This is a genomic window from Pseudomonas sp. Marseille-QA0892 (assembly GCF_054950135.1).
The window spans coordinates 3,996,140-4,017,699 of record NZ_CM143104.1; the positions used below are offsets into that span (position 1 = coordinate 3,996,140).

General features: G+C 62.3%; 14 protein-coding genes and 1 pseudogene. 7 read left to right on the top strand and 8 right to left on the bottom strand.

The genetic code is table 11. From position 1 onward, the window contains the following. Nucleotides 1-278: 278 nt before the first annotated feature. Nucleotides 279-2,192 carry an alkaline phosphatase D family protein gene (locus ACY8D3_RS18530; protein WP_462384446.1) on the top strand — a complete coding sequence of 638 codons (1,914 nt, stop codon included), beginning with the start codon at nucleotides 279-281 and terminating at the stop codon, nucleotides 2,190-2,192. Nucleotides 2,193-2,269: 77 nt separating this feature from the next. On the opposite strand, the gene ACY8D3_RS18535 is transcribed toward ACY8D3_RS18530, so the two are convergent. After that, a complete protein-coding gene (locus tag ACY8D3_RS18535) occupies nucleotides 2,270-3,847 on the bottom strand; it encodes an aldehyde dehydrogenase (NADP(+)) (RefSeq protein ID WP_462380290.1) in 1,578 nt (525 codons plus the stop codon). 266 nt (nucleotides 3,848-4,113) lie between these two features. On the opposite strand from ACY8D3_RS18535, the gene ACY8D3_RS18540 reads away from it, so the two are divergent. Then, nucleotides 4,114-4,254 carry a hypothetical protein gene (locus ACY8D3_RS18540; RefSeq protein ID WP_462380291.1) on the top strand — a complete coding sequence of 47 codons (141 nt, stop codon included), beginning with the start codon at nucleotides 4,114-4,116 and terminating at the stop codon, nucleotides 4,252-4,254. Between the two features lie 298 nt (nucleotides 4,255-4,552). Further along, nucleotides 4,553-6,514: an AAA family ATPase gene (locus ACY8D3_RS18545; protein ID WP_462380292.1), complete on the top strand. Its 1,962-nt coding sequence runs from the start codon at nucleotides 4,553-4,555 to the stop codon at nucleotides 6,512-6,514. A gap of 70 nt (nucleotides 6,515-6,584) precedes the next feature. Here ACY8D3_RS18545 and norR read toward each other — a convergent pair whose 3' ends face one another. Continuing rightward, nucleotides 6,585-8,141 (bottom strand): nitric oxide reductase transcriptional regulator NorR, encoded by a 1,557-nt coding sequence (gene norR, locus ACY8D3_RS18550; protein ID WP_462380293.1) that lies wholly within the window; start codon nucleotides 8,139-8,141, stop codon nucleotides 6,585-6,587. Between the two features lie 142 nt (nucleotides 8,142-8,283). Here norR and hmpA point away from each other — a divergent pair, with 142 nt between their 5' ends. After that, nucleotides 8,284-9,465, top strand: a complete 1,182-nt coding sequence (gene hmpA / locus ACY8D3_RS18555; RefSeq protein WP_462380294.1) for an NO-inducible flavohemoprotein — start codon at nucleotides 8,284-8,286, stop codon at nucleotides 9,463-9,465. 493 nt (nucleotides 9,466-9,958) lie between these two features. On the opposite strand, the gene ACY8D3_RS18560 is transcribed toward hmpA, so the two are convergent. Further along, on the bottom strand, nucleotides 9,959-11,197 hold the full coding sequence (locus tag ACY8D3_RS18560) for a CaiB/BaiF CoA transferase family protein (RefSeq protein WP_462380295.1): 1,239 nt from the start codon (nucleotides 11,195-11,197) through the stop codon (nucleotides 9,959-9,961). 140 nt (nucleotides 11,198-11,337) lie between these two features. Beyond that, nucleotides 11,338-12,519: an acyl-CoA dehydrogenase gene (locus ACY8D3_RS18565; protein WP_462380296.1), complete on the bottom strand. Its 1,182-nt coding sequence runs from the start codon at nucleotides 12,517-12,519 to the stop codon at nucleotides 11,338-11,340. Between the two features lie 150 nt (nucleotides 12,520-12,669). On the opposite strand from ACY8D3_RS18565, the gene ACY8D3_RS18570 reads away from it, so the two are divergent. Continuing rightward, nucleotides 12,670-13,575, top strand: a complete 906-nt coding sequence (locus ACY8D3_RS18570; protein WP_462380297.1) for a LysR substrate-binding domain-containing protein — start codon at nucleotides 12,670-12,672, stop codon at nucleotides 13,573-13,575. A 453-nt stretch (nucleotides 13,576-14,028) separates the two neighbouring features. On the opposite strand, the gene ACY8D3_RS18575 is transcribed toward ACY8D3_RS18570, so the two are convergent. From ACY8D3_RS18575 to acpA, 4 genes and pseudogenes are all read right to left on the bottom strand, one after another. After that, nucleotides 14,029-14,805: a MetQ/NlpA family ABC transporter substrate-binding protein gene (locus tag ACY8D3_RS18575; protein ID WP_462380298.1), complete on the bottom strand. Its 777-nt coding sequence runs from the start codon at nucleotides 14,803-14,805 to the stop codon at nucleotides 14,029-14,031. A gap of 31 nt (nucleotides 14,806-14,836) precedes the next feature. Then, nucleotides 14,837-15,514, bottom strand: coding sequence for a methionine ABC transporter permease (locus ACY8D3_RS18580; RefSeq protein WP_462380299.1), 678 nt, complete (start codon nucleotides 15,512-15,514; stop codon nucleotides 14,837-14,839). Continuing rightward, nucleotides 15,514-16,527, bottom strand: coding sequence for a methionine ABC transporter ATP-binding protein (locus ACY8D3_RS18585; RefSeq protein WP_462384448.1), 1,014 nt, complete (start codon nucleotides 16,525-16,527; stop codon nucleotides 15,514-15,516). Before ACY8D3_RS18585 ends, ACY8D3_RS18580 begins: the two co-directional genes overlap by 1 nt. 571 nt (nucleotides 16,528-17,098) lie before the next feature. Then, a pseudogene (gene acpA / locus ACY8D3_RS18590) lies at nucleotides 17,099-18,752 on the bottom strand (acid phosphatase). A 213-nt stretch (nucleotides 18,753-18,965) separates the two neighbouring features. On the opposite strand from acpA, the gene ACY8D3_RS18595 reads away from it, so the two are divergent. Both ACY8D3_RS18595 and ACY8D3_RS18600 read left to right on the top strand, forming a co-directional pair. Then, complete coding sequence (locus tag ACY8D3_RS18595) at nucleotides 18,966-20,195, top strand: phospholipase D-like domain-containing protein (protein WP_462380300.1); 1,230 nt, start codon at nucleotides 18,966-18,968, stop codon at nucleotides 20,193-20,195. Nucleotides 20,196-20,399: 204 nt separating this feature from the next. Beyond that, a complete protein-coding gene (locus ACY8D3_RS18600) occupies nucleotides 20,400-21,536 on the top strand; it encodes a phosphotransferase enzyme family protein (protein ID WP_462380301.1) in 1,137 nt (378 codons plus the stop codon). The last annotated feature ends 24 nt before the right edge of the window (nucleotides 21,537-21,560 follow it).

A 21,560-nucleotide genomic window follows, 5' to 3' on the forward strand; every position in this document is an offset into this window, starting at 1 on the left:
CCGGCTCTTCTCGAGCGTACGGGCGCTTCAGTGCCCGCCGGACCATTGGTTTTGCTGTACGAAGATCTCCCCTGACCACAACGCACGCAAACCTTTATCGTGCGAATGTGCCGCAGCCGTCTCGTTCGCGCAACCGGCTGCATGTCCCATTCGCGACCTGTTCGACGGACAGTCGAAAAACACCGCCGGCAGCCTTGTCCAATACAGGTAGACGGAACGGCGATCAGCCGCCGGGGTCATGTGGAGATTCGATGCCAGCTTCGCATGCAGCGCACTCAATGCCGTCTACGCTCGACTATCAGCCCCATTGCCTACCGCCCGTACTGGCCGGCCCCGTTTTGCGCCGTGTCGAGACGACACGGCTCTGCATCTGGCTCGTAGGCTCCCGACCGCTCTCGCTAACCCTGCGCCTGGACAAGGCCGAATCGCACGAATGCCCGCTAGGCCCGTCGGCGCTGCGCGTAGTGCCCCTTGGGCGACATGCCTACCTGCACCTGATTGACGTCAGGCTCACGCAGCCGCTGCCGACGGACTGCTACATCGGCTACGACCTTGTCATAGACGGCGAAGGCGGCATATGCCGATGGGCACCCCACCTGCTCTATACCGGGGAAGACGTACCTCGCTTCGTCATACGCCATCGTTTCGATAATCTGCTCTATGGGTCATGCCGCAAGCCTCATCACGCCGCACGTGATGGTCTGCTTCGAGTCGATGATCTGCTGGCAGACGAAACCGAACCCCAGGCACGTCCGGCGGCTTTGCTCATGGCCGGCGACCAGATCTACGCCGACGATGTCGCCGGCCCGACCCTGGTTGCGATCCATCAGCTCATTGACCGCCTTGGCCTTTTCGGAGAAAGCCTCGAGGAAGCCACGGTAAAAGACAGCGACGAGCTGTACGCGCATCCTTCCAGTTACTACCGGCGCGAAAATTTGTTGCCGGCCATTCGCGCCAACCGGGATCTGCGCGAACGCTTCTTTGGCGGCAAGCAGAAGCCCATCTTCACCAGTGCCAGCGCGCATAACCACCTGGTCACCTTTGCCGAGGTGATGGCCATGTATCTGCTTGTCTGGTCGCACACGCCATGGCGGCTCGTGGAAATGGACATGCCTGCGGTCACGGCAGATCTGCAGGAACGCTTCAAGGCCGAACGCCATTGCATCGAGGCCTTTCGCGACGGTCTTCCACGGGTAGCGAGGGCCTTGGCTCATCTGCCGACGCTGATGATCTTCGATGATCACGACATCAGCGACGACTGGAACCTGTCAGCGCAATGGGAAGCAACGGCTTATGGTCACCCCTTCTCGCGCCGCATCGTCGGTAATGCGTTGGTGGGGTACCTGCTTGGGCAAGGCTGGGGCAACCATCCGGAGCTGTTCGACGAACTTCTGGATGACTACACCGCACTGGCAAACACGGCCAAGGACGCCGGCAGGCTGCCTTGCGCGCCGCAGAACGCACTGATCGATCGGCTGATGCAATTTGAAGGCTGGGGCTACGTGATCGACGGCTCGCCCGCGCTCATCGTGCTAGATACCCGCACGCGTCGCTGGCGCAGCGAGTTTCATCCGAACCGGCCGTCGGGGCTCATGGATTGGGAAGCGCTCGTGGAGTTGCAGCAGGCGCTGCTGGACCAGAAAGCCGCTGTTATCGTCTCGCCCGCGCCGATGTTCGGGGTCAAGCTCATCGAGGCGGTGCAACGGGTTTTCACGTGGACCGGCAACCCGCTACTGGTAGACGCCGAAAACTGGATGGCACACCGGGGCTCGGCGCAGGTCATGATGAACATCTTCCGGCACTCCCGCACACCGGGAAACTACGTGATCCTCTCCGGTGATGTGCATTACTCGTTCGCCTACGACGTCCACGTCCGCCACCATGACCGGGGCCCGAACGTTTGGCAGATCACCAGCAGCGGCCTGAAGAACGAGTTTCCCAAACGGCTGCTGGACACCTTTGACCGCCTCAACCGTTGGCTCTACGCGCCCTGGTCGCCGTTGAACTGGCTCACCAAGCGCCGCGATTTGGAAATCGTGCCCAGGGTGCCGAGCCGGGCAAAAGCCGGAGAGCGCCTCTGGAACGGCGCAGGTATCGGGCAGGTGTACCTGAATGCATCCGGCGAACCGGAGGCGATCCTGCAGCACAACGCTGACGGCACGCCAAGCGTGCGCTTCGAACGGCGCCCCTGACTCATCCCATGCTTTCTCGACCGCAATAAAAAACCCCGAACGGCGCAACCGTTCGGGGCTTCTCTTGTGCCGACGTATTAGATCGCGTCAGTCGTGCTCTTACCGTCAACCAGACGCTGGATGCCCAGCGGGTTGCCGTTCTTCAGAGCGTCCGGCAGCAGCGCATCCGGGTAGTTCTGGTAGCAGACCGGGCGAAGGAAGCGATCGATCGCCAGGGTGCCAACCGAGGTACCGCGCGCGTCGGAAGTGGCCGGGTATGGGCCGCCATGGACCATCGCGTCACATACTTCAACACCCGTTGGGTAGCCATTGAGCAACAGACGACCAGCCTTCTGCTCCAGCACCGGCACGAGGTTGGCAAAGGCTTCCAGATCGGCAGGCTCGGCGATCAGGCCGGCAGTCAGCTGGCCGTGGAGGCCATGAAGCGCCTGCACGAGTTCAGCCTGGTCGGCCACTTCGACCACTACCGTTGTCGGGCCGAAAACTTCTTCCTGCAGCAGTTCATCACCTTCGAGCAGCAGGCTGACGTCCGCCTGGAACAGTTGAGGCTTGGCCTGGTTGCCTTCCTGAGTCTGGCCGGCCAGGTGCTTCACGCCGCTGTGAGCATGCAGTGCCGAAAGGCCCTTTTCATAGCTCTTGAGCGTGCCGGCATTGAGCATGGTCTGCGCAGGTTGGTCACCCATCGCGCCGCTCAGTTGCTCCAGGAAACGGCTGAACTCAGGCGAGCGGATACCGATGACCAGGCCCGGGTTCGTACAGAACTGGCCGCAGCCCATGACAACCGATGCAGTCAGCTCGTTGGCGATGACGTCACCGCGCTGCTTGAGCGCTTCCGGCAGCACGATCATCGGGTTGATGCTGGACATCTCGGCAAACACCGGGATGGGCTGCGGACGTGCAGCAGCCATGTCGCACAGCGCACGGCCGCCCTTCAACGACCCGGTGAAGCCTACGGCCTGGATCGAAGGATGCTTGACCAGATTCTCACCGACGCCGCTGCCGTAGATCATGTTGAACACGCCTTTTGGCATGCCGGTCTTTTCGGCTGCGCGGATGATCGCGTCCGCCACGCATTCGGCAGTGGCCATGTGGCCGCTGTGCGCCTTGAAGACGACCGGGCAGCCAGCCGCCAGCGCAGCGGCAGTGTCGCCACCGGCGGTAGAGAACGCCAACGGAAAGTTGCTCGCACCGAACACGGCGACGGGGCCAACACCGATACGGCACTGGCGCAGGTCGACGCGCGGCATGGGCTTGCGATCAGGCATGGCGGTGTCGATACGCGCACCGTAGAAGTCACCCCGGCGCAGGACCTTGGCGAACAGACGCATCTGACCGCTGGTACGGCCGGTTTCACCCTTGATGCGGCCGTTCGGCAATGCGGTTTCGCGGGTTACCAGCGCTGCGAAATCGTCCCCAAGGGCGTCGAGTTCGTCTGCGATGGCTTCGAGGAATTCAGCACGCTTGGCCGCGGGCAGCGCACGGTAAATAGGGTAGGCCGCTTCGGCGGCACGGGCTGCGGCGTCGACTTCAGCAGGGGTTGCCTGAGCGAAGTCATAGGACAACTTCTCACCCGTGGTCGCATCGTAGCTGTAGACGAACTTGCCGCTTTCGCCGCTGCGCTCGCCACCGATGTAGTTCTTGCCGGAAATCTGCATTGTTCTACTCCTCTACCTATAAGGTTTTCAGGACATGTCCGGGGTCTGGGATGACTAATACTCGGGCACCCAGCCGATGCCGTGGGATACCCAATGTAACAGCACCTTCGACTGAAGTCATCGTACAACCTTATGAATCTGCGTTTGGCCTCGCGAAGCCCGTGTAGTTCGGTCGGATTACCTGAACGTTATCGCGTTGGCAGGTACGAACTTGCTACCGGCCTTCATCTTTCATCCGCACGCGATCTGACGTGCCTGGAGTCTTCATGGCTGCACCACCGGATGAACCAACCCAAGACACCCCCGACACCGACCAGGACAAGACGGTATTGCCCGACGACGTCGTGGAGAACCTGGAAGAACTCACGCCGGTACCTGATCCCGTTCCGGATCCGGGGCCGCTATAGGTCACGACGGCGAGCCTCGAGCAGTTTCGTCCGGCATTTTCCGGGAGGCTAATCAACCAGCGGCGCGCGTCAGTGGCGAACGACCCGCGTGAGTGCAACATTCGGTAGTGACCTGAGTTCCCGATTACCGACGAGTGGCGTTTCCGTTCATCCCGGGATGTTTTAACAATGGCGGGCTGGGCCGATACGTTGGACGTAGGCAATCACGTATCGGCCCACCTTCGCCACCGTGCGCCGAAACGACACCGCCTTGCTGCCCTGCTGCCGCGGGGTGCCAGAAGTCTTCGCCGGAACCGTCATGAAAAAACCTTCTCTCGACCGCACCCGCCGCCTGGTCTGTGGCCTCTCGCTTCTACTGGCGCTCGCCGCACCCGTGGCCGGCTGGTATGTGATGAATCCAGCGTCGGCCCCGGCCGATGCCGGCATGCTTGCCGAACTCCAGCATTCGACACAGCCGTGGCGCGAAAACCGCCGCGACCTGTCCACGCTCATGGGCGACCTGCGTGACCAGCGCATCGAAAGCGCCGCACTGAGCACCGACGCCGTCTACGTCACGACCAGGGACGGCAGCCGTTACTGGCTGGCCGACCAGGCTGGGCGCGTCGGCGACATGCTTCTGCGCGACTATGGCCAGTCACAAGACGCGCTGTTTCCCGTGACTCTCTTCGATACCGACGGCGAAGCACCATGGTACCGGGGCGCCTTCGCCCAATGGCCACTGCTGTTGATCCTGCTTGGCGGTATCGCCTACCTCTTCTACCGCTACCGCCCGCTGGACAGTGGGCGTGCCAGCGAGACCGGTGTCTCCTTCGAAGACGTAGTCGGTGCCAGCGAAGCCAAGCTGGCGCTGCAGGACGTCGCGGCGTACCTGCGTGACCCGAGCGCCTATTCGGCGCTGGGTGCGCGGCCGCCGAAAGGCGTGTTGCTCACGGGCGAACCCGGTACGGGCAAGACCCAGCTGGCCAAGGCCTTGGCCACCGAGTGCAACGCGAACTTCATCCAGGTGACAGGTAGCGACTTTTCGTCGATGTATTTCGGCGTCGGCATCCAGAAGGTGAAATCGCTCTTTCGCAACGCGCGTCGTCAGGCGCCTTGCATCATCTTCATCGACGAGATCGACGGCATCGGTCGCCGTGGCGAACAGAACCGTTCCAGCGACGCCGAAGGCAACCGCATCGTCAACCAGTTCCTCACCGAACTCGACGGCTTCACCGCGGATACCGGGATCCTCGTGCTCGGGGCGACCAACTTCCCCAATGCACTGGACCCGGCACTGGTCCGCGAGGGCCGCTTCGACCGCAGCATCTCGGTCGGCCTGCCCACGCTGTCCGAACGTGAACAGCTCTTCACGCTCTATGCCGGCAAGCTCAAATCGGTCGGCGAAATCGACATTCCACAGCTGGCACGCAACTGCGTCGGCCTGACGCCTGCCGCAATTGCCTACATCGTTAACCATGCCGCACTGCTGGCCGCACGTGAGAAGGCGTCGACCGTCCTCATGCAGCACTTCGTGGACGCGATCGAAACCTGCCGTATCGGTGAATCACCGGTCGGCGTCACCGCGCTGTCGCCGAACGACCGTGTGCGTATTGCCGTGCACGAAGCCGGCCACGCAATTGTTGCCGCCGCGCTCAACACTGGCCGTGTCGAAAAGGTCACCATCCTGCCTCGCGGCCAGGCGCTGGGTGTTACGCTCGTCACGCCGGTGGAAGACAAGCGTCTGCACCTTGAATCCGAGCTGCGCGCGCGCATCAAGATGCTGCTGGCCGGTCGCAACGCTGAACAGCTGTATTTCCATGAGGTGTCTTCAGGGGCCGGCCAGGACCTTCAGGAAGCGAGCAAGCTGGCGCTGTCCATGGTTGGGCAGCTTGGCATGGGGCCCAAGGGCTCGCTGCTGAGCCTGCAGGCCATCCGCGATGCGCATCTTGAGAGCGACCCGCGCGAAGCGCTCGAGGCGGCCGACACCCTGCTGCAGAATCTCAACCAAGAGTGCTACGCCCTGCTGCAACGCCTCAAGCCGGCGCTCGATAAAGTGACCGAGCGGTTACTGGAATCCGAAACCGTCCCAGGCAGCGAAGTGCTGGAGGCTGTTTCCGCCCTGCCTTCCGAGCTGCATCCGCATCCACATGTCATCCCGGGCGGACGTCATCTGGAACGCGTAGCGGCCAGTGCATACGATCAGTTCGATCCGCTCTATGACCTTTCACTGCCGGACGCACCGGAGGAAGACGAGCGCGACTGCGGGCCTGGAATGGCCTGATCGACCGCGTGCTGACGTGGCTACGGCACGCTCAGCACGCTTACCGCCTGATATTTGCTCTCCTTCCTACCTATCCGCGCACACCGAGCCGCTTCGCCAGGCGGCTCAGGTTGGCGCGATCCATCCCCAGTGCACGGGCGGCCTCGCTCCAGTTATCAGAATGGCTCGCCAAGGCTGTTTCGATAAGCTGGCGCTGGTAGGCATCCACTGCGCTCCGCAGATCAACGGCCGCGTCCGGTATCGCGGGTAACGGCGTAACTGCCGCCTCGGGTTTTGTACTCAGCGGCAATTGCAGATCCGTCTCAGCCACCGCGAAGAGCTGTGAACGCGCGTTACCGTGGGCGGACAATGTCTTGAGCGCAGCACGCGCCATCAGATGCTCCAGCTCGCGCACGTTGCCCGGCCAGTCATGGCTGAGCAATGCGGACTGAGCACCCGCAGTCAGGCGCAATCCACGAAGGCCGAGCCGCACCCTGTTTTCCTCCAGGAAATAGCCCGCCAGCAGGAGGACATCCCGTGCCCGCTCGCGCAGCGCGGGCACGCGGAGCGGGTACACACTCAACCGGTGGTAGAGATCGGCACGGAAGCGCCCAGCGCGAACTTCCTCGGCAAGATCGCGGTTGGTCGCCGCCAGGATGCGGACATCGACCCGGTGTTCCCGATCCGAGCCCACGCGTTGAAGCTGTCCGTTCTGCAGAACACGCAACAGCGTGGCCTGGACCGGTAGCGGTAATTCCCCCACCTCATCGAGAAACAGCGTGCCGCCGTCGGCCAGTTCGAATTTGCCGGCCCGCGCCTGATGCGCGCCAGAAAAAGCGCCGCGAACATGGCCGAACAGCTCGCTCTCAACCAACGTGTCAGGCAATGCCGCACAATTCACGCTGATCAGAGGTTTGCGCGCACGGGGCGAAGCCGCATGGATCGCCTGCGCGACGAGCTCCTTTCCGACGCCTGTCTCACCTGTGATCAATACCGCGAGATCGCTCCCTGCGACCAGCGCGATCTCTTCACGCAGGGCGTTCATGGTCGTGCTGTGCCCAATCAGTTCCCGCGGCGCCTGGTGCCCCGCCGCCTGCCGATACACGTCAGCCAACTGGCGCTCGTCCTCGACGCGGCGGGTCAGGCTGTCAATACGCTCGGCCGCTCGAACAGTTGCCGCTGCAAGCGTTGCGAACGCCTCCAATAACTCCACATCGACCGTATCAAAGCGCGCTGGGTCGAGGGCATCAAGGGTCAACAATCCCCAGAGTTGGTCGTCGATATACAGCGGGCAACCCATGCAGTCATGGACCTCCAACGGCCCCTCTGGCGCCTGGATCAGGCCGTCATACGGATCTGGCAAATCGCAATCGGCTTCGAATCGTGTAACGCCACGGCGCGCCAGCAGCCGTTCCAGCCGCGGGTGCTCGCCGATACGAAACCGCCGGCCCAGCGTGTCCGGGCTTAGCCCTTCCACGGCCATGGGTACGAGTACGTTGCCTTCCAGACGCAGCAGGGCTACGGCGTCGCTAGGCAGCCATGCGCGCAGCGCAGCCAAGAGCCGTGCATAGCGCTCCTGTTCCGGCATCTCGCGAGACAGGTCCGCAACCAGTGGCAGCAGTGCCTTGAACAATGGGCTATGTGTCATTCTGACCTCATGCTTGGTCAATCTGACTCGTCAGTCGCCGAGTCGAAATGACTCTATACGCTGCAAACCCCTGATTCGTAAAGGCCCTATTGTTGGCATGGAATATGGATTGATCCCTTTATCTTCCATGGGAGCACCTCACATGCTTACTTCTGCCCAGCGCGACATCATCAAAGCCACCATTCCGCTGCTCGAAACAGGTGGCGAGACCTTGACCGCTCACATGTACCAGCGGATGTTCGCCCGGCATCCCGAGGTCAAGGCACTCTTCAACCAGACGCACCAGGCCGGTGGCAATCAGCCACGCGCGCTGGCACTGGCTGTACTGGCTTACGCCCGCAATATCGACAAGCTGGAGGCCCTGGGTCCCCTGGTAGGCCAGATCGTCGCCAAGCACGTATCGCTGAACATCCTGCCGGAGCACTACCCCATCGTGGGCGAGAACCTGCTGGCTGCCATCCGCGAAGTACTCGGCGAGGAGATCGCGACCGATGCCGTCATCGATGCGTGGGGTGCTGCATATTGGCAGCTTGCCAACCTACTGATCGATATCGAGGAAAAAGCCTATTCCACCTTCGAGGATGAAGCTGGCGGCTGGCGTGGCGCGCGGGCGTTCCGGGTTGCTCGCAAGGTGCGCGAGAGCGGTGAGATTACGTCCTTCTATCTGCAGCCTGCCGACGGGGGCCCGGTCGCTGACTTCAAACCAGGGCAGTACATTGGCCTGCGTCTGATGATCGACGGCCAGGAGGTTCGTCGTAACTATTCGCTGTCTGCCCTGGCCAATGGCCGTGAGTACCGGATCAGCGTCAAGCGCCAACCCGACGGTATTGCCTCCAACTTTCTACATGACAAGGTCAATGAAGGTGACGTCATCGATCTCTTCCCACCGGCAGGCGACTTCACGCTCGAGAACTCTGACAAGCCGTTGGTATTGATCACCGCTGGCGTCGGCATCACACCGGCGGTCACGATGCTTGAAGCAGCAAAGGACACCGGAAGGCCGATCCACTTCATCCACTGTGCGCGAAACGCCGACGTCCATGCGTTCGATAGCTGGGTCAAGGAACGCTGTGCGGAAGCCGCGAATATCCGCTATCACGTGTGCTACAGCACACCGCAGGCGGGCGATCGGTGCGATGCCGAAGGGTTCCTCGACAAGGAGCGGCTGGCGGAATGGCTACCCGAAGACCGCGACGTCGACGCCTATTTTCTTGGCCCCAAGCCTTTCATGGCCTGCATGAAGCGCTCTCTTCGCGAACTGGGCGTGCCAGACGCGCAAGCACGCTACGAGTTCTTCGGGCCGGTGGATACGCTGGACGTCTGAAGGGCCACGCGCACGGCTTATAAGCAACGAAGCCCTGCGCCAACTCGCGTATTTAGCCTTCGCCATCTCTCATCCGCTCTTCTTCCGGCGCAGCCTGCTACGCTGCGCCGTGTTCCACGTGAAACATTCCTGCAACGGATGTGAGCCGCCTGCACACGCGGCGCGCTTCCCTATGGCGCCGCCGGAGCCGCGATTTCGTTTGGCTAGCGCACCGTTACCTGCGTCGCCTCGGCATCGAAGAGCGGGTTGTAGGTCGCCTGCGTCGAGGCATTCTTCCATACTTACAGCCGGATGCAGTGACCAAAGAAGAACTGCACTAGACGGTCCCAATTCCCGGTGTCTACGCGGGTAAGTTCGGGCAACATCCGCGCCTGGTCATTGAAACGTCTGATCGAGCAGCGAAAGACTGCACTTATCCCCGACTCGCCGCCTACGGATCAGGCGGCAGCGCGCCTCTACGGCTTTGATCACCGAATGCCATCGCGATAACAGGTTATCCGTCACCCTTGGTTAGGCCACCCTGCGTGTTCAGCTCAGCGATCCCTGACTCATCGAGCCCCAACCAGTCGGCCAACACCTCGGCGGTATGTTCACCGAGCAGTGGCGGCGCCTGGCGGTAGTCAACTGGCGTCTTGGAGAGTCGGATCGGGCTGGCCACGCCCGGCGCGACACCACCGGTCGAATGCGGCAGTTCGATCTTCAAGCCTCTCGCCTGGACCTGGGCATCCTGAAAGACCTGCGCCACGTCATTGATCGGTCCGCAGGGCACGCCGGCTTCCTCCAGTGCTGACACCCACTCTGCGGTACTCCGAAACACGGTCGCCTGCCGGATCAGCGGCACCAGCACTTCGCGATGGGCCACACGCGCCTTGTTGCTGGCGAAGCGTTCGTCGGCAGCCCATTCCGGATGCCCAGCCACCTCGCAGAAACGTCGGAACTGGCCATCATTACCGACCGTCAGGATCATGTCGCCGTCAGCGGTGGGGAAATCTTGATACGGAACGATATTGGGGTGTGCGTTACCCAGGCGTCGCGGCGCGACGCCCGTCGTGAGGTAGTTGAGCGCCTGGTTTGCCAGGCACGCGACCTGAACATCCAGCAGTGCCATATCGATGTGCTGGCCGTCGCCGGTGCGATCTCGGTGGTTAAGCGCGGCAAGGATCGCCGTGCTGGAGTAAAGCCCAGTGAGGATGTCGGTCAGCGCAACGCCGACCTTGACCGGGCCAGCGCCTAACTCCTCTTCGGCCCTGCCCGTCAGGCTCATGAGTCCGCCTAGGCCCTGGATGATGTAGTCGTAGCCTGCCCGCGTCGCATAAGGGCCGGTTTGCCCGAAACCCGTGATCGAGCAATAGATAAGCCTGGGATTTACCGCTTTGAGCGAGGCATAGTCCAGGCCATAGGCGGCAAGCCCGCCCACCTTGAAGTTCTCGATCAGCACATCGCACTTCTCAGCCATGGCGCGCACGATGGCCTGCCCTTCCGGCTGAGTGAAGTCAATGGTCACCGAACGCTTGTTGCGGTTGGCACAGAGGAAATACGCCGCCTCGCTGGTGTTTTGGCCGTCCCGATCCTTGAGATACGGCGGGCCCCAGTGACGGGTGTCATCGCCCGTTCCGGGGCGCTCGACCTTGACCACGTCGGCGCCGAGGTCGCCTAGAATCTGGCCGGCCCAGGGGCCGGCCAGGACACGCGACAAGTCCAGGACGCGGATGTGGGAAAGCGCACCTGCCATGTTCTTCGCTCCAGGTTGGGTGAGGCATCCCACCTATCCGGCGGGGGATCATCGGGAATGCGTCAGCAGCAGAGCTCAGCCGCCAATGACTACAATGAGCGCTACGTCAGCAGCATCGGGAGGTGCCGCTGGCGATACGGTCAGCAGAAGGCTTGGATACCGGTCTGGGCGCGACCGAGGATGAGCGCATGCACATCATGCGTACCCTCGTAGGTGTTCACGACCTCCAGGTTGACCAGATGGCGCGCGATGCCGAACTCGTCACTGATACCGTTACCGCCAAGCATGTCGCGCGCCAGGCGGGCAACGTCCAGCGCCTTGCCGCAGCTGTTGCGCTTCATGATGGAGGTGATCTCGACCGCAGCGGTGCCTTCATCCTTCATCCGGCCCAGGCGCAGGCAGCCCTGCAAGGCGAGTGTGATTTCCGTCTGCATGTCGGCCAGCTTCTTCTGGATCAGCTGGTTCGCGGCCAGCGGGCGGCCGAATTGCTGACGATCCATCGTGTACTGACGGGCCGTATGCCAGCAGAATTCGGCTGCACCGAGTGCACCCCAGCTGATGCCGTAGCGAGCAGAGTTAAGGCAGGTGAATGGGCCCTTGAGGCCACGAACGTCTGGGAAGATGTTCTCGTCCGGAACGAACACGTTGTCCATCACGATCTCACCGGTGATGGAGGCGCGCAGGCCCACCTTGCCGTGTATCGCCGGTGCGGTGAGGCCCTGCCAGCCCTTCTCGAGTACGAAGCCACGGATGTCACCGGCATCGTCCTTGGCCCAGACGACGAACACATCGGCGATCGGCGAGTTGGTGATCCAGGTCTTGCTGCCGGTCAGACGATAGCCGCCGTCGACCTTTTTTGCGCGGCTCGCCATTGAGCCCGGGTCGGACCCGTGGTTTGGCTCGGTCAGGCCGAAGCAGCCAATCCATTCGCCCGAGGCAAGCTTGGGCAGGTACTTCTGCTTTTGCGCTTCCGAGCCGAATTCGTTGATCGGCACCATGACCAACGAGGACTGCACGCTCATCATCGAGCGATAGCCCGAGTCGATGCGCTCGACTTCACGGGCAATCAGGCCATAGCAGACGTAGTTGAGGCCGCTGCCACCGTACGCTTCAGGGATCGTCGCGCCCAGCAGCCCGGTCTCGCCCATCTCGCGGAAGATCGCCGGGTCAGTCTGCTCGTGACGAAACGCCTCGAGGACACGCGGCGCAAGCTTGTCCTGGGCGAAGCTGGCCGCGCTGTCGCGCACCATGCGCTCTTCTTCGGTCAACTGAGCATCCAGAAGAAGGGGATCGATCCAGTTAAAGCTAACTTTGCCCGCCATGTCCGGTTCCTCAGAGAGAAGGTTTTCAGCAAGGCTAGCCAAGCCGAAACGGGCAGACAAACGATAAATATGCACGCTATTGTGCGCTTTGCTCACTTCAGATAGCTCAATATCCGCCTTTATGACGTGGACTGATGAGGATTTCGCATCATGCGTCGCAAAATTCCCAGCACGGCTGCGCTGGTTGCATTCGAGTCATCTGCTCGCCACGAGAGCTTTACACGGGCAGCCGAAGAGCTCTCGCTGACACAGAGCGCGGTTTGCCGGCAAATCGGTGCGCTCGAGCAATTTCTAGGTGTAGAGCTGTTCCGCCGGTCTCGGCGCGGCGTGAAGCTCACCGAGGCGGGCATGTCTTATGCGCGACGCGTCTCGAGCCAACTGGACGCCGTGGAGCGCGACACGCTCTCGATCATGGGCCTGCAAGGCGCCCAGGCCATCGAGCTGGCGCTGGTGCCAACATTCGGCACGCAGTGGTTGCTGCCTCGGCTAAAGAGCTTTCATCAGGCGCATCCGGGCGTAACGGTGAACCTGACCGACCGAACACGCCCATTTCTCTTTGCTGATACCGAGTTCGACGCGGCGATCTACCATGGAGACGCCGTCTGGTCAGGCACCCAGGCGTATTTCCTCATGAAGGAAAACCTCATGCCGGTGTGCAGCCCTGACCTGCTGGGGGCTGAGCCCGTGACAGCGGCGCGCATCGCCCAGATGCCGCTCCTGCAACAGACAACACGGCCTTACGCCTGGCGACAGTGGTTCGCCTCGCAGGGACTGGACGTGGCCCGCGACATGACCGGGCCGCGGCTGGAGCTCTTCTCCATGCTGGCCCAGGCGGCCTGCCATGAAATGGGGGTCGCACTGATTCCGCCGTTTCTGATTCAGCGTGAGCTGGCTGAGGGCAGTCTCGTCATCGCGCTGGAAGCCCCGACACCGAGCGACCGGGCGTATCACCTGATGGTGCCCGAGCGGAAGGTCGAATCTGCCGCGCTCAAGGCTTTCAGGGATTGGCTACTCGCCGAAGCGGCGTCATACCGAGAAGCGACCGGGGAGGATTGATACGCGCGCACATCGACCCGGTAGCCAACCCGATTCGGAGCGGCAAAGCGATAGGATGGGCCAAGCCTGACCACAGTTTGCGGCATGACAAAAACCTCGCGCCGTAAACCACCGACGATCCACCCTGGCGAGGTAAACGGTGGAAGCCCTTCGGGATTCCACCTTACCCGGTTGCCCTACGAAGGTAGGGTGGGTTAGGCGCAAACACTGCCTTACGGCATCACGAACACATCGCGCCGTAACCCACCGGCGGTATTCGTGCGAGGTGAACGGTGGAAGCCCTGCGGGATTCCACCCTACCCGGTTGCCGTACGAAGGTAGGGTGGGTTAGGACTTCACCCGACTATTGACGCCCAAACACCGTACGCTCCGCACCCAGCGCATCGAGACGCCACGCAGAATTCCGGACAAAAAAAGCGGCCCGAAGGCCGCTTTTTCGCGTGATAGCCTGGCTTAGAACGCCGGGACGACCGCGCCCTTGTACTTCTCTTCGATGAACTGCTTCACCTCGGCGCTGTGCAGCACTTTGGCCAGCTTCTGGATGGCGTCGCTGTCCTTGTTATCGGGACGGGCCACGATGAAGTTCACATAAGGCGACTCGCTGCCTTCGATGACCAGCGCGTCCTGAGCAGGGTTCAGGCCGGCTTCCAGCGCGTAGTTGGTGTTGATCAGAGCGAGGTCTACCTGGCCCAGAACACGCGGCAGGGTCGCGGCTTCAAGCTCGCGGATGCGGACTTTCTTCGGGTTCTCGGCGATGTCACGCGGCGTGGCGGAGATACCTGCGTCCGGCTTGAGCTTGATTACGCCAGCCTTTTCCAGCAGCAGCAGCGCGCGGCCACCGTTGGTGGCGTCGTTGGGGATTGCGATCTGCGCGCCTTCTGGCAGCTCGTCCATGGATTTGACCTTCTTGCTGTAGCCGCCGAAAGGCTCAACGTGGACGCCCACGACGCTCACCAGCTCAGTCTTGCGCGAGGCGTTGAACTCGTCGAGGTAGGGCTGGTGCTGGAAGAAGTTGGCGTCCAGCTTCTTCTGGGCCACCTGCAGGTTCGGCTGCACGTAGTCGGTGAAGACGCGAACGTTGAGTTCCACGCCTTCCTTGGCCAGCATCGGCTTCACGAATTCCAGGATCTCGGCATGCGGTACGGGCGTAGCTGCAACGTCCAGTTTCTCCGCAGCGTGGGCGGTGGTGATGGCTGCAGCGGCAGCCAGGGCAGCGAACAGTTTTTTCATGAGAGCAGTCCCTTTCGGAGAGTTGTTTGGGTCACTTGCGGGAGAAGAACACGACCAGCCGGTCGCCAACAGTCTGGAGCACCTGCACCAGGATAATCAGCAGCACGACGGTGATGAACATCACATCGGGCTGGTAACGCTGATAACCGTAGCGCACCGCGAGATCACCGAGGCCACCGCCGCCGATCAGGCCGGACATCGCGGTGTAGGAGACCAGCGTAATCGCAGTCACCGTGATCGCTGCAACGAGGCCAGGCATGGCCTCGGGCAGCAGTGCTCGGAAGATGACTTGCCAGAGGCTCGCACCCATGGCTTGCGTGGCTTCGATGATGCCCCGCTCGACCTCGCGCAACGCCGTTTCGACCAGGCGTGCGAAGAACGGGGCCGCCCCCACCACCAGTGGCGGGATCGCGCCGGCAACGCCAAGTGACGTGCCGACGATCATTTCGGTCAGCGGAATCATGAGAATGAGCAGGATCACGAACGGGATCGAGCGCAGCACGTTGACGATAAACGACAGAACGCCGTAGAGCGCCGGCTGCGCCAGCAGTTGGCGTGGCCCCGTCAGGAACAGCACGATGCCCAACGGCAGGCCGATCAGTACCGTAAACGGCATGGAGCCGGCGATCATCCAGAGGGTGTCGGCCGTGCCTTGCCAGATCTCGTCCCAATACACGTTCGGGAAGAAGCGTGTCAGTAGTTCGTCCATCAGCGCAGTACCTCCACATGCACATCCGCCGCATGGAACATCGTCATGGCCGCCTCGATCTGGTTGTCGTCGCCGGTCAGGGCGAGGGTCAACTGGCCGTAGGGGTCGTCCTTGATGCGGTCGATCCGGCCGGCCAGGATGCTGTAGTCGATACCGCTTTCTCGCGAGACACGACCCAGCAATGGCGAATAGGTGGCTTCACCCCGGAACGTGAGGCGCAGGATCCTCCCTTCCACATGGGCGAAGTCGTCGCGTTGCGAATCCTCGTCGATGTGTTCGGACTCCATGACGAAGCGCTGCGTGGTCGGATGCTGCGGATGCAGGAACACATCCGCCACCGTGCCCTGCTCGACGATCTCGCCAGCGTCCATCACCGCAACGCGGTCGCAGACACGGCGGATCACGTCCATCTCGTGGGTGATGAGCACAATGGTCAGTTTCAGCTCACGATTGATTTCGGCCAGCAGCTGCAACACCTGCGATGTCGTTTGCGGGTCCAGTGCGCTGGTCGCCTCGTCACAGAGCAGGATGCGCGGCCCGGTCGCGAGCGCGCGGGCAATGCCGACGCGCTGCTTCTGGCCACCGGACAGCTGCGCCGGGTACTTCATGGCCTGGTCGGACAGCCCGACACGTGCCAGCAGCTGCGCCACCCGCTCGGCGATTTCGGCGCGCGAGTGCTCACCCGCGAGTTCAAGCGGCATCGCCACGTTGCCCGCGACCGTCTTGGAAGACAGCAGGTTGAAGTGCTGGAAGATCATGCCGATGCGGCGGCGATAGGCGCGCAGGCCCGTGGAAGACAGCGCCGTGACGTCTTCGTCATCGACGACAATGCGACCACCGGACGGGTCTTCCAGACGATTGATCAAGCGAAGCAAGGTGCTCTTGCCAGCGCCGGAATGGCCAATCAGGCCGAAGATTTCGCCATCGTTGATGGTCAGGTCAGTGGCCTTGAGCGCGGGGATCTCCCGGCCATTGGCCCTGTAGGTCTTGTGGACGTGATGAAACGCGATCACGAGGGTATCGAAGCTCTCGGTAAAAGGGTCGTGGCGGTAGGCCACAGGGGCCGCGCATTCTAACGGTTTTAGGGACCTACGCTTAGTGTTTGTTGTTCACCGGTCCCGCGAATTGGGCATAAGACGGCCCGCAACGCCCCTCGTCGGCCGCTTGGCTTTCGGGCCTCCAAAGCGGAACGACGCCGCCTCGTATCAGCCCCCTTGTACGCACAACGAAGCGCCGATGCCCCAACGTCGATGCCTTCCCCGAGACGAGGTACACCTGATGAACGATTTGAAGAATCCGGCCAGAGCGAAATGGCGGGGCTGGCACGCCCGATCAATAGAACGTTACGTCCAAGATCGAACAGCTGGTGCAGTACCGCTCCGATGCCACTGGTGAAGCGCTGCGCACCAATCACGGCGGGAAGATCGCCAACAATCGATACACCCTCAAGGCAGGTTCGTCCCCGCCTGACGTGGTTGGCCCGGACCTGTATCAGGCCCTGGGTATGCAAGCGCTGAACACGGCATCCAAACCGTGTCGCCTCCGGTCCGGAAATGGCGACACGGTGCGGAGAATGCAGCAGCTTCAGCCCAGATCCAACGCGCCGGTAAGGTCACCAAGCGGTGCGAGGCCCTGCCCAGCTCTGGCTGCGTCCCGATCGGCAAGCCCCTCAAGCAGGGGCAGATCATGCAGGCGGGTGATCAGCCTGAGGATCGACGTGGTGTCGTAAAGCGAATGGTCGACCGAGCCGCGCTTGGCGAGTGGCGAAATGACCAACGCCGGGATACGAGTCCCCGGCCCCCAGCGGTCGCCCTTGGGTGGCGCGACGTGATCCCACCATCCACCGTTTTCATCGAACGTAACGATCACGACCGTATCGTCCCAGTGCGGGCTCCTGCGCAGATGGTCGATGACGGTGCCGATGCGCATCCCCCGAAGCCACATCGGCATACCCCGCATGCAGGTTCAGGTTGCCCTGGGGCTTGTAGAACGTCACAGGTGGCAAGCGACCGGCATCGATGTCAGCAATGAACCGGTTCGTGGACGGATCATTTCCAAGGCCACCGTCGCGCAGATGGCGGGCACGCGCGGCGGTACCCGGTGCGAACTGCTTGAAGTAATTGAAGGGCTGATGATGGCTCTGGAAAAGGCTTTGTTTCCCCTCGCCGTCCAGCGCCGCCTGCCAACCGCCGGCATACCACGCCCAGTCCACGCCCTTGGCCGATAGCAGATCACCAATGGTGGCATGCGTCTGGGGCGGAAGCGTGGCCGGACTGCCCGGATCGGCCGACGCCGGGTCAGCACCTTCGGCTGGCGGGATTGGCGATGGCTGATAGGCCGGCATCAGGGTGTTGACCGCGTATCCGTCCGGGCTCAACGCGCCCGGATTGACGTAGGCGGGTTTGCCGCCGAGGGCCGACGGGGGGGACGTTTCCGCCGTCGCCAGACGAAAGCCTCTTGGGTCATCCCCTTCGAGCACAGCGACCCTGCCCTTCGCCGGACTGTCACGAAACCCAGGATAGATCGGCGCGCGCCCGGATATCAGGAACTGGTGATTGAGGAACGAGCCGCCGAAGGCGCTCATGAAGAAGTTGTCGCAGAGGGTGAACTCCTCTGCGAGCTTCCAAAGCCTGAGCGCAGGTGCATTGGAATACTGCCCCATGACCAGCGCGCCGGAATCACCCCACGCAACGAAACCGTCGTTCAAGCCGCCATTGATTTGCATCTGATTCTGGTAGAACGCATGAACCAGATCCCGCGTAATCAACCCCGGATGGAGCGGCTCGCCGCGGCCGTCCTTGAGGGGAAACGGCGCATTGGGAATCCCCGTGATCTGTCCTTCCGTTACATGGAAATCGCGCCCCGCTACCGTTTGAGGCGTTGGCACCAGTCCACCCCAGATTGGCGGTAGCAGCGATAACGGCCGTCCATCGCGATCGCGCTGTAGGTAGTGTTCTGGCGAAAGCGCGGAGAGCGGTTGCGCCAGCCCTGGAAAATGGCCGAACAGGTTATTGAAGCTGCGGTTTTCCGCGTAGATCACCACCACATTCTTGACGCGCTGCTGCAGCGGGTCCCCGCCGGTGCGTGCGGCGGCGTTTGCGTTGCGCGGTGCATCGAGGCCACCCAGTCCCAACCCGAGCCCCAATACGCTCGCACCAATCAGAAACTGCCGCCTCGAGGGCGCCCGCTCGTTATCGGAGCTGTCCTTGGAGATCGCGTCTTCTTTCTCGTCCTTCACGGGTCGTCCTCTGCAGAAACAAGGCCATTACCCTAGTAACGCTCTGTTACGCCTTCGCTACGCCTGCAGTCGTCAGCAGAGACAAGATCCTGAAAATCACTATCGCAGCACCTTCAACAGCGCTATCGAGTGATGTTAACGCAGGTGTCAAGATTGGCTGTCAGCCTGCATAGCGCTCAACCTCGAGCGATCCCAAGAAGGAATGCCCTGCTGATGACGTCCATCATTTCCCGCCATGCATTGGGCGGTCTCGCCCTGCTTTTGGGCAGTTCCACGAGCTTTGCCGCGTTTCAGATACCGGGGATCGAGTTGATCCATACCGTCCCTCGGGAAACCACACTGCAAACGCCGGATCTGCGGACCGCGACTGAGGCGTGGGTAGAGCTGTTCGACAAGGCGAAGACGTCGATCGACATCGGCCAGTTCTATGCCACCAGCGCCCCCGACTCCTCGCTCGAAACCGTTCTGCGCCACCTTGAGGCTGCCGGTGAACGCGGGGTCCGGATTCGCTTCCTCATGGAGGAAAAAGGCATTCACCTCTCGGATGCGGCCACGCTGGACCGCCTGCGGCAGGTACCCAACCTGACATTCAAGACGCTGCCTTACGGGAAGGTCGGCGGCGGTATCATCCATGCCAAGTACATGGTCGCGGACGGACAGCGCGCGTTCGTGGGCAGCCAGAATTTTGATTGGCGAGCGCTGGAGCATATTCATGAAACAGGCGTGCTCATCGACGACAAGGCCATCGCAAGCCAGGTACAGGCCATCTTCGACCAGGACTGGCGCGCCCTTGCAGCCATCGAGAAGGGCGATCCCATACCCGAGCCTGCCAGAGCCAATGAGCCGTCACACGTGGCGCACGGTGGCAATTACCTGGTAGCGAGCCCCGCCCGGTTCAACCCCGAGGGGGTAATGGACTCTCAGCGCGAGCTGCTTCGCTTGCTCGGCGAGGCAAAGCGGGAAATCAGGGTGCAGCTACTCGACTATGCGCCGCTGTCCCACGGACCGGACCATACCCGCCCGTTCTACGCGCCGATCGATAACGCGCTGCGCGCGGCTGCCGCGCGTGGCGTCGAGGTTCGGCTAATGGTGTCGGACTGGAATACCAAGGCACCGGACGTGGACTACCTGAAGAGTCTGGCGGTTCTCCCAAACGTACAGGTTCGCATCGTGACGCTGCCGCAGGCCTCCAGTGGTTTCATTCCGTACGGACGCGTCATTCACAGCAAGACCATGGAGATCGATGGCCAGGTCGCATGGGTAGGAACGAGCAACTGGCTGGGTGGCTACATGGATCAGTCGCGAAACCTGGAAGTCGTCATGCATGACTCGAACATGGCCGGCCGCATCCGCGCGCTCCATGAGCAGTTATGGGCAGGGCCCTACGCGCAACCGATCGCGCTCAACCACTCCTACCCCGAGCCTCACCCCGGCAGGCCCTGAGTAGGAAACGGCCAAGAGCATACGCCCATGCGAGACGCGAGCAGCATCGTAGGTCCCCCACCGGCCTGCGCATAGGCGCGTTGCCCTTTTACATCGGACGTCGAACGCGGTGGGCCGAGCTGAGGGCGAAAAGCGGCTTTTGAGCCTTCGCGCCACAGGTTCGCTTGAGGGAGAATGGACGCCTTTCCTCCAAGCGGACCCGACATGAGTGACGACCGCCACATCGCCCATGGCATGGGCCTCGACCCTGTCGAGCCGGACTGGCCACCGCTCGAGACCGACGAGGTTGAACGGCTGCTGGCGCGTTTCCCCGCTCTGGGGCCGGTGAAACACCTCGCTTGGCATAGCCCGCGTCCGTTTTCGGCCGCTGCCCACGTTTCGACTGCTGCGGGCGACGTTATCGTCAAACGGCATCATGGTCGTGTGCGAACGCGGGCATGGCTTGAGGAAGAACAGGCATTCGTTCGACATCTCCATTCCCGTGGTGCGCCAGTCGCCGCGCCCTTACGGGACAGCCACGGCCAGCATGCGATCGAGCTGGGCGAGTGGACGTATGAAGTCCTGCCCATGGCGCCCGGCCACGACCTTTATCGGCACGCGCTGTCGTGGACACCCTTTCAAAGCCTCAAGCACGCCGAAGCGGCTGGAGCTGCGCTGGCACGCCTCCATCGCGCCTCGGAGGGCTTCAGCGCTCCGGCTCGCCAGACGCCAGTACTCATCGCCAACCTGAAGGTGTTCGGCGAGGCCAAACCACTCGCCGCCGTGGCTGACTGGGCCAGCGGGTACCCGGCGGTTGAGCGCTACCTGACAACGCAGGCGTGGCGGGCCGATCTCGAAGAGGCCCTGCTGCCCTTCCAAAGACGGCTGCAGCCGCGCCTGGGCCAATTGAAACCCCTCTGGACACACAACGACTGGCACGCCTCGAACCTGCTTTGGCAGGGTGACGAGGTGGCCAGCGTTCTGGATTTCGGCTTGGCTGACCGCACCTTTGCCCTCTTCGACCTGGCGACCGCCATCGAACGCAACACGGTGCCGTGGCTCGAGCTGGACGGCACGCTTTCCGTATCCGCGGACCTCGACGCGGTGGACGCACTTCTGGCCGGCTACGCGCGTATCGCACCGCTCGATGCCGATGCCGTGGCGCTGCTGGCAGATCTGCTACCCGTCGTGCATGGGGACTTTGCGTTGTCTGAGTTGCTCTACTTCGAAGACGTGGTAGGGTCACGCGCCAACGCGGATCTCGCCTATGCCTATCTGGTCGATCACGCCCGCTGGTTCAACGCAGCAGAGGGCAGGCGTTTGCTGGATCACCTTCATCGCTGGTCTTCGGCACACGCTTAAGGCGCTCGCCGCTACAGGAACCCT